Annotated in this window: 7 protein-coding genes and 2 pseudogenes; 5 read left to right on the forward strand and 4 right to left on the reverse strand. The window is 65.9% G+C overall.

What is annotated here, in order from left to right:
* Positions 1-14: 14 nt before the first annotated feature.
* The 4 genes from ACIDOCELLA78_RS000000107280 to ACIDOCELLA78_RS000000107295 all read right to left on the reverse strand — a co-directional run bounded on the left by ACIDOCELLA78_RS000000107280 (position 15) and on the right by ACIDOCELLA78_RS000000107295 (position 3,792).
* Positions 15-788, reverse strand: a complete 774-nt coding sequence (locus ACIDOCELLA78_RS000000107280; protein WP_201729015.1) for an SDR family NAD(P)-dependent oxidoreductase — start codon at positions 786-788, stop codon at positions 15-17.
* Between the two features lie 45 nt (positions 789-833).
* On the reverse strand, positions 834-1,607 hold the full coding sequence (locus ACIDOCELLA78_RS000000107285; RefSeq protein ID WP_201729016.1) for an ATP-binding cassette domain-containing protein: 774 nt from the start codon (positions 1,605-1,607) through the stop codon (positions 834-836).
* Positions 1,604-2,578, reverse strand: a complete 975-nt coding sequence (locus tag ACIDOCELLA78_RS000000107290) for an ABC transporter permease (RefSeq protein WP_201729017.1) — start codon at positions 2,576-2,578, stop codon at positions 1,604-1,606. The genes ACIDOCELLA78_RS000000107285 and ACIDOCELLA78_RS000000107290 overlap by 4 nt, the downstream gene beginning before the upstream one ends.
* A 122-nt stretch (positions 2,579-2,700) precedes the next feature.
* On the reverse strand, positions 2,701-3,792 hold the full coding sequence (locus ACIDOCELLA78_RS000000107295) for a sugar ABC transporter substrate-binding protein (RefSeq protein ID WP_201729018.1): 1,092 nt from the start codon (positions 3,790-3,792) through the stop codon (positions 2,701-2,703).
* A gap of 214 nt (positions 3,793-4,006) precedes the next feature.
* Here ACIDOCELLA78_RS000000107295 and ACIDOCELLA78_RS000000107300 point away from each other — a divergent pair, with 214 nt between their 5' ends.
* From ACIDOCELLA78_RS000000107300 to ACIDOCELLA78_RS000000107320, 5 genes and pseudogenes are all read left to right on the forward strand, one after another.
* Complete coding sequence (locus ACIDOCELLA78_RS000000107300; protein ID WP_201729019.1) at positions 4,007-4,822, forward strand: SDR family oxidoreductase; 816 nt, start codon at positions 4,007-4,009, stop codon at positions 4,820-4,822.
* A 481-nt stretch (positions 4,823-5,303) separates the two neighbouring features.
* Positions 5,304-6,344 carry a substrate-binding domain-containing protein gene (locus ACIDOCELLA78_RS000000107305; RefSeq protein ID WP_201729020.1) on the forward strand — a complete coding sequence of 347 codons (1,041 nt, stop codon included), beginning with the start codon at positions 5,304-5,306 and terminating at the stop codon, positions 6,342-6,344.
* Positions 6,345-6,435: 91 nt separating this feature from the next.
* Positions 6,436-7,517, forward strand: a pseudogene (locus ACIDOCELLA78_RS000000107310) (ABC transporter permease).
* Positions 7,517-8,296 (forward strand): ATP-binding cassette domain-containing protein, encoded by a 780-nt coding sequence (locus ACIDOCELLA78_RS000000107315; RefSeq protein ID WP_201729021.1) that lies wholly within the window; start codon positions 7,517-7,519, stop codon positions 8,294-8,296. Before ACIDOCELLA78_RS000000107310 ends, ACIDOCELLA78_RS000000107315 begins: the two are co-directional and overlap by 1 nt.
* A gap of 163 nt (positions 8,297-8,459) precedes the next feature.
* Positions 8,460-8,746 (forward strand): annotated as a pseudogene (locus tag ACIDOCELLA78_RS000000107320) (C4-dicarboxylate ABC transporter); the annotation flags it as partial.

Raw genomic sequence — 8,746 nt, forward strand, 5'->3', positions numbered from 1 at the left:
TCCGCCCGCGCCGCTCAGATCCAGCCGGCATCGACGAAGAAATTGTGGCTGGTCACCATCCGGCTGTCGTCGGCGGCGAGCCAGAGCACCATCCGCGCGACATCGGCCGGCACCAGCTTCTGCTTGAGGCATTGCTGCTTCATCAGCGTTTCCTCGCCTTCCGGCGTGAGCCATTTCTCGATCTGCCGCTCGGTCATGATCCAGCCCGGCACCACGCAGTTCACGCGGATGTTGTCCGGCCCGAAATCCCGCGCGAGGCTGCGCGTCAGCGCCTCGATGCCGGCCTTGGCGGTGACATAGGCGGGCATGCCGCCCTGGCCCTTGTGCCAGCTGCTGGAGCCGAAATTGACGATGGCGCCGCCGCCGGCGGCCTTCATCATCGGGATGATCGCCTGGGCGGTGAAGAACTGGTGGCGCAGGTTCACCTGCAACCGGTCTTCCCAGTAGTCCACCGTGACCTCCATCGTCGGGTGGCGCTCGTCATGGGCGGCGTTGTTCACCAGCACGGTGAACGGGCCGACCGCCTTGGCGCCCTGTGCGATCGCGGCTTTCAGCGCGTCGATGTCGCGCAGGTCGCACTTGATGAAATGCGGCGCGGCGTGGCCCTTCGCGGCCACCTGCTCGACCACGCGCTGGCCGCCCGCCGCGTCGATGTCGACAAAGACGACGCGGCTGCCCTGCTCGGCGAAATGCTGCACGACGGAGGCGCCGATGCCGCCGCCGCCGCCGGTGATGAACACCGCCCGGTCCTTGAGGCTCGGATAGATTGCGTTGGCATGTGCGGTCATGATGTTCCCTTTTCCGTGCTGATGTTGTGCCGCCGGCGCCATGCGTCAGCGCGCCCGTGCCGCGCGGTATTCGCGCCGCACGATCTCGAGCAGTTCCTCGACCGAGGTGTCGCGCGCAGCGCCAGAGAACGTCACCTCGCCATGCTGCATCAGCATGACCCGGTCGGCAATCTCGAGCGTCTGGGCATAGTTGTGCATGATCATGATGATCGAGATATCGCCGCGGGCGCGCTGGCGCTGGATCAGGTCGATGATCAGCCCGGCCTCGCGCGCGCCCATCGCGGCGAGCGGTTCGTCGAGCAGCAGAATCTTCGCCTCGGAATACACCGCGCGGGCGATGGCGATCGCCTGCCGCTGCCCGCCCGAGAGCATCTCCACCTCCTCGTCCACCGAGGGGACGTTGACGCCGATATCCTCGAGCGCCTCCGCCGCGCGCCGGCGCATCGTCCTGTGGTCGAGCATGCCGAACGGGGTCCTGAGCTCGCGGTTCAGGAACATGTTGTGATAGATCGGCAGCGTGTTCACCAGCGCGAGATCCTGATAGACGCACTCGATGCCGAGTGCGCGCGCATGGTCGACCGAGGCGAGATCAACCGCCTCGCCCCGCACGTAGAGCTGGCCCGCGGTCGGCTTGTGATAGCCGGTGATGATCTTCATCAGGGTGGACTTGCCGGCGCCGTTATCGCCGAGAATGCCCAGCACCTCGCCGCGCTTCACATGAAGCGACACGCCAGACAGGGCGGTGACCGCGCCGAACGACTTGACGATGGTCTCGGCCCGTAGCGCGTCCGCGGCCGTTTCGTTGACGGTGGCGCTCATCGCCTGCCTCCCTTGCGCATGCCCTGGACGCGGATATTGGCGATCATCGCGATCAGGATGGCGCCGCCGATGATCATGTCGAAGGTGAAGGCGTTGATTCCGGCGAGGGTGAAGCCGTCCTGCAACACGCCGAGCACGGTGGCGCCGAGCAGCCCGCCGATGATCGTGCCCGACCCGCCGGCGAGGCTGGTCCCCCCGATCACGCCGGAGGCGACGGCGAGAAACATGATGTTGGTGCCGCCGGCGAGCGGATCGGTCGAGCCGATGCGGAACGCCTCCAGAATGCCGGTCACGCCGCCGAGCACGCTGGTCAGCACGAAATTCCCCACCTTGATCCGTGCCGCGTTGATGCCGGCCTCGGTCGCCCCGGTGAGATTGCCGCCCACCGCGATGGTGTGCAGCCCCCAGCGGCGGTGGCGCAGCACCGCGTGCATGATCAGCACGATCAGCAGCGCCCAGAGAAACTCGCTGTAGCCTTCCGCGCCGAAGATATTCGCGATCGTTGCTCCACCCGGCGTGTTGACCGGATAGCCGCGCGAGATCGTGAGGGTGAAACCGTTGATCAGGAACAGCGTGCCGAGCGTGGTGACGAAGGAGGGCACCCGCAGCAGCACGGTGATGCCGCCATTGATCAGCCCGACCACGGCGCAGACCAGCAGCGCGAGCACGATGCCGATGAACAGGCCGAGCCCCGCCTTTACGCTGAACGCCATGATGAACGGGGCGAGCGCGAAGACCTGGCCCACCGAGAGGTCGATTTCGCCGCAGATCAGCAGCATGATCTCGCCGCAGGCGATGATGGCGGCCGGGGCGATGAACTGCGACAATGTCTGCAGGTTCGCGCCGGAGAGGAAATTGTCGTTGCTGATGGCGAAATAGCCGAACAGCAGGATGGCGACGACGAGAATGCTCGCCTCGCGCAGCGCGAACAGGCGCGAGCCGTGTCGGCGCAGACTGATGGGCTGGCTCATGCCGTTCCCCTGATCTCAGGCACCGCCCCGCGCGGAGCGGCCTCGTTTATGGAGGGCGGACGTCCGGCGCGTGGCCTGCCTTGCCCCATCGGGGTTCGACCGGCCGCCGCGCCGGCGCGGCATCAGCCGGCGATCGGCCCGTTCCGGGGCACGATCTGCGGCTTGGCCGAGCTGCCCTCGTAGCGGGTGTGCGTGTCGAGATAGGGTTGCACCCCTCCCTTGGTCACGAATTTCAGGCCGGTATTGATGTCCGCCGGGCCCGACAGGCCGCCCGAGGCCAGGAACGTGAACATCTCCATCACCGTGTAGAAGCCTTGCAGATAGGGCTGCTGGTCGATGGTGAAGGTGAGATCGCCGCTCTTGATCAGGTCGAGCGTCTTGGGAAGCATGTCGAACCCGCCGCCATGCACGCCTTTCCGGGCGAGGCCGAACTGCTTCATCACCTCGCCCACACCCTGGGTCGAGCCGGCATCGACCGCGAACATGCCCTTCACGTGCTGGTGGCCGAGATAATAGGCGCGGATTTTGGAGAGTTCCTCGTTCACCGTCGGGCCGGTGGCGATTTCATGATAGGTGATGTTCTTGCCGAGCTTCTTGATCGCCGCGGCGGCACCGTCGATACGCGGCTGGATGTTGAGCTGGCCGGGGGTGGCGATGAACAGCGCCACCTCGCCGGAGCCGACGAGCTGGACGATCTTCTCGCCCATCTGGTAGCCGGCGAGGAACAGGTCCTGGCCGATATAGGCGAGGCGCTTGTTGCCCGAGCCGGCCGGCGCGTCCGCATTGTAGGAAAACACCGGGATGCCGGCGGCAAGCGCGCGGTCGGTCGGCTTGTTGAACGCGGTCGGATCGACCAGCGGCACCGCGATCGCATCGGCCTTGCCGGCGATCGCCGCGTCCATCGCGTTGACCATGTGCGCGACGTTCGAGGTCTGCGAGCCCGTCCACTGCCATTCGCAGCCAAGCAGGCGGCAGGCGTCGTGAATGCCGTATTGCGTCGGCACGAAGAACGGGTTGGTGGTGACGTGGTTGACGAACACGAACTTCCAGCGCTTGTGCGGCGGGAACGGGTCCTTGCCGGCGGCTTCGGCGGTGCGGGCGCCGGCGGCGAGCATCGCGGCGGCGGCGCCGAGCGTCACTCCCTGCGCCACGGCGCGGCGCGGCAGACGCGACGCGACGATGTCTTCAACCTGATCTTCTATCTTTTTTGTCATCGAGTTCCTCCCTGCGATGATTGTCATTTATATTTAGTTGACCCTCAATGAAAATGCAATCGAGGAAATCGCGCGGCCTTCCCGGATCGGGTCTCTTATGCTGCCATCTTCGATGTTGCGAATATAGATCGTTTCTTCCGGTCGCGCCGCGGGGCTGGCGGCGGCGGCGGCATGCCGCTAACCTGCCGTTGCATGATCCTGTGAGGAGACCGGCATGACCACGCCGCAAGTCCAGCCACATCGTGCCCGCTTCGCCGGAAGGCACGCGCTCGTCACCGGTGGGGCGTCGGGGATCGGCCAGGCCATCGCCCGGCGTCTCGCGCAGGAGGGCGCCGCGGTCACCTTCACCCATCTGCCGGGCGATGCCGAGGCTGCCGCAACCCTGGAGGAACTCCGCGCCGCCGGCCCGGGCGTCCTTCATCACGCCGAGGCCGCCGATGTCACCGACCGCGCGGCGATGGCGGCTGTTGTCGCGCGCGCCATCGGGCGCGCCGGTCACCTCTCGATCCTGGTCAACAATGCCGGCATCCAGACCGAGCAGCCGAGCGACGCGCTCGACATGGACCGGTTCGACCGCGTCGTCGCCGTCGATCTGCTTGCCGTCGCCCACCTGTCCGGGCTGGTGATCGGCCATATGGCGCAGCATTTGGGTGGTGCGATCCTCAACGTCTCCTCGGTTCACGAAATCGTGCCAAAGCCGGGCTTCCTGTCCTATTCGGTGGCCAAGGGCGGGCTTGGGAATCTGACCCGCACCCTTGCGCTTGAGTTCGCGGCGCGCGGTGTGCGGGTCAATGCGGTGGGGCCCGGTGCGACGGTCACGCCGATGAATGCCGGCTGGACCGGCGATCCCGAGCGCCGCCGCATCGTCGAGGCGCATATCCCGATGGGTCGCCCTGCCGAAGCCGATGAAATCGCCGCCGTTGCCGCATTCCTGCTCTCCGATGAGGCGAGCTACGTTACCGGCCAGACCGTTTTCGCTTGCGGCGGCCTGTCGCTGTTCGCCGATTTCGCGCGGAACTGGTCCACCTGATCCCGCCGGGCGGCCGCGGGGGCTCCATGATATCGATGCCTCTGCCGAGCGATAGAAATTTGAAAACGTTTTCTTATTCGTGACGAGGGTTCGTTCGTCTACTGACGGGTTTGGCACCGTGTCTGCCCCAGAGCGGCACCGGATTTGGTGCGTCAGGTAAAATTTTCGTTCCAGCGCAAGAAATTTCTTGCCCCTGCCAGACGTGCAAATTAAGAAAGCCATGAAAACGTTTTCTGGTATCCTGACGCTCCCGCGCCGGGCCGGTGAACGAATAACAAGACCGAGGAGGAACGATGACGGCGCACGGCGCCCAGCCGACCCCTATTCACGACCAGACGCAAGCGGCGGCCCCGATGCCGCGCGCTTCGGCAATGCGGCCGGATTCCGGCCGATGACGATACAGCGTCCGTGCCGTCCCGCCCCGCGGAACGCGCCCGGAGGCGCCAAGTCCAGACACCGTGTCGAGACCAAGGAGAACAACATGACCAACAGGAACAGCTTCACCCGCTCAGCGACGATCGCACTGGCCGCGCTCGGCGCGCTCGCCGGCTTCGCCGCCACCGCCCAGGCCGCGCCGATCCGCGCCTGCCTCATCACCAAGACCGACTCGAACCCCTATTTCGTCACCATGCGCAAGGGCGCGCTGGCCGAGGCGAAGAAGCTCGGCGTCGATCTCAAGACCTATGCCGGCAAATATGACGGCGACAACCAGTCGCAGGTCGCCGCCATCGAGAGCTGCATCGCCGATGGCGCCAAGGGCATCCTGATCACCCCGTCCGATACCAAGGCGATCGTCCCCACCGTCGAGAAGGCGCGCAAGGCCGGGCTGCTGGTGATCGCGCTGGATACCGCGCTGAGCCCGACCAACGCCGCCGACATGACCTTCGCCACCGACAATTTCGAGGCCGGCGAGCTGATCGGCCGCTGGGCCCGCAAGCATCTCGGCGCCAAGGCGAAGGACGCGAAGATCGCGATGCTCGACCTGTCGATCTCGCACCCCACCGTCGACGTCGCGCGCGACCACGGGTTCCTCGCCGGCTTCGGTGACAAGATCAAGACGCCGAACACGTTCAACGTCCCCGATCCGCGCATCGTCGGCCATGTCGAGACCGGTGGCTCGGAAGAGGGCGGCCAGAAGGGCATGGAAACGCTGCTCGCCCGCAACCCGAACATCAACCTGGTCTACGCCATCAACGAGCCGGCGGCCTTCGGCGCCTACCAGGCGCTGAAATCGGTCGGCAAGGCCGGCAAGGTCACCATCGTCGCGATCGATGGCAGCTGCACCGGCGTCGCCGGCGTGAAGAAAGGCATCATCGCCGCCGACTCGCAGCAATATCCGCTCAAGATGGCGGCCCTCGGCGTCAAGGCGATCGTCACCTTCGCCAAGACCGGCAAGAAGCCGCAGGCCAGCGCCGGCAAGGATTTCTACAATACCGGCACCAACCTGATCACCGCCCACCCCGTTTCCGGTGTTCCCTCGATCACGCCGGCGAAGGGCGCCAAGATCTGCTGGGGCAGCTGATCCCCGACACGACCGCGGGCGGTGCGTAACGCCGCCCCGTTTCCTTCGACTGCCGCGCCGGCGCACCCGGCGCGGTCATGGAGCATATGCGATGTCGAGCAACGAGCGCACCGAGATCACCTTCGAGGCCTCCATCGTCACGTCCGGCGCCGAGACTGTCGCCGAATTCAGCCACCGCAAGACGCTGCTGGAGCGGCTGCAGCACCTGCTGCATGAAACGCCGTGGCTCGCGCCGCTCATCGTGCTGCTCGCCTCGCTGCTCGGCTTCGGCATCCTGGTCGGCCACCGCTTTTTCACCGCCTATGCGCTGACGCTGATCCTCCAGCAGGTGACCATCACCGGCATCGTCGGCGTCGCCCAGGCGCTCGTCGTGCTCACGGCGGGGATCGATCTGTCGGTCGGCGCCATCATGGTGCTGTCCTCGGTGCTGATGGGCCAGTGCGCCTTCGCCTATGGGCTACCCGCCGGTGCCGCCATCCTCGCCGGTTTCGGCCTCGGCGCCGCGGCGGGCTGGATCAATGGCGTGCTCGTCGCCCGCATGAAGCTGCCGCCCTTCATCGTCACCCTCGGCACCTGGCAGATCGTGCTGGCGGCGAACTATCTCTATTCCGGCAACCAGACGATCGGCGCGGCGCAGATCTCGATGCAGGCGCCGCTGCTGCAATATCTCGGCAATACCTTCGTGATTGGCGGCGCCAACGGCGCCACCTTCACCTATGGCGTCGTGCTGATGATCGGTCTCGTGCTGCTCTTCGCCTATGTGTTGCGGCACACCGCCTGGGGGCGGCATGTCTACGCCGTGGGCGACGATCCCGATGCCGCGCACTGGCGGGGGTGAACGTGCGGCGGATGCTGATCGGCGTCTACACGCTCTCGGGCCTGGTTTGCGCCATCGCCGGCTGGGCGCTGATCGGCCGCATCGGCGCGATCTCGCCCAATTCCGGCCAGTTCGAGAACATCAACAGCATCACCGCGGTGGTGATCGGCGGCATCTCGCTGTTCGGCGGCCGCGGCTCGATCCTCGGCATGATCTTCGGCGCCATGATCGTCGGCGTCTTCACCCTCGGGCTCAACATGTATGGCACCGACCCGCAATGGACCTACCTGATGATCGGCGCGCTGATCATCGTCGCGGTCGCGGTGGACCAGTGGATCAGAAAGGCGGCGGTGTGATGGAACCCGTTCTCAAGGCGCGTGGCCTCGTCAAGCGGTATGGCCGGGTCACGGCGCTCGACCATTGCGATTTCGATCTCCATCCCGGCGAGATCCTCGCCGTCATCGGCGATAACGGTGCCGGCAAATCCTCGCTGATCAAGGCGCTCTCCGGCGCCATTCAGGTCGATGAGGGCGAGATCCATCTCGAGGGGAAGCCCGTGCGCTTCGCCTCGCCGATTGCCGCCCGCGCCGCCGGCATCGAGACCGTCTACCAGACGCTCGCCATGGCGCCCGGCCTGTCGATCGCCGACAACATGTTCATGGGCCGCGAACTGCGCAAACCCGGCCTGCTCGGCAAGGTGTTTCGCAAGCTCGACCATGCCGAGATGCAGCGCATCGCCCGCCAGAAACTCTCCGATCTCGGGCTGATGACCATCCAGAACATCAATCAGGCGGTCGAAACCCTCTCCGGCGGCCAGCGCCAGGGTGTCGCCGTTGCCCGTGCCGCCGCCTTCGGCTCCAAGGTCATCATCCTCGACGAGCCGACCGCGGCCCTCGGCGTCAAGGAATCCCGCCGCGTACTCGAACTCATTCTCGACGTGAAGGCCCGCGGCATCCCCATCATCCTGATCAGCCACAACATGCCGCATGTCTTCGAGGTGGCGGACCGCGTTCATATCCACCGCCTCGGCCGCCGGCTCTGCGTGATCGACCCGAAGACGCATTCGATGTCCGACGCCGTCGCCTACATGACCGGCGCCCGCACGCCCGATGCGGTGCTCGATCCGGTGGCCTGACCCGGCCGGCTGCCTGGATGCCCGGATGAAGGATTTGATCGTTCTTATAAAATGATCAATTAGATCTAATCGTTCTGTATAGACGATGATATGGCGATGCCGCTATCACGATGGCATCGCCGGATCGCGGACATGCTGCCGCCCCGGCGCCCGATCCGGAGGCATTCATGATCACCAGGATTTCACCCGTTTCGCCCGCGCCCGTCACACCGGTCTGCTCGCCATCGTGCGCCAGTTCACGCCGAACTGGTTCGCCGCGACGATGGGAACCGGCATTCTCGCGCTCGACCTCAACCAGCTGCCCGGCCTGCACCGTCCGGCGATGGCGCTCTGGCTGCTGAACATCGCGCTGTTTAGTCTCTTCACCCTGCTCTACGCCGCGCGCTGGCTGCTCTACCCGCGGGAGGCGGCGCGCATCTTCGGCCATTCGGTGATGTCGATGTTCCTCGC

This window comes from Acidocella sp. C78 (assembly GCF_907164655.1).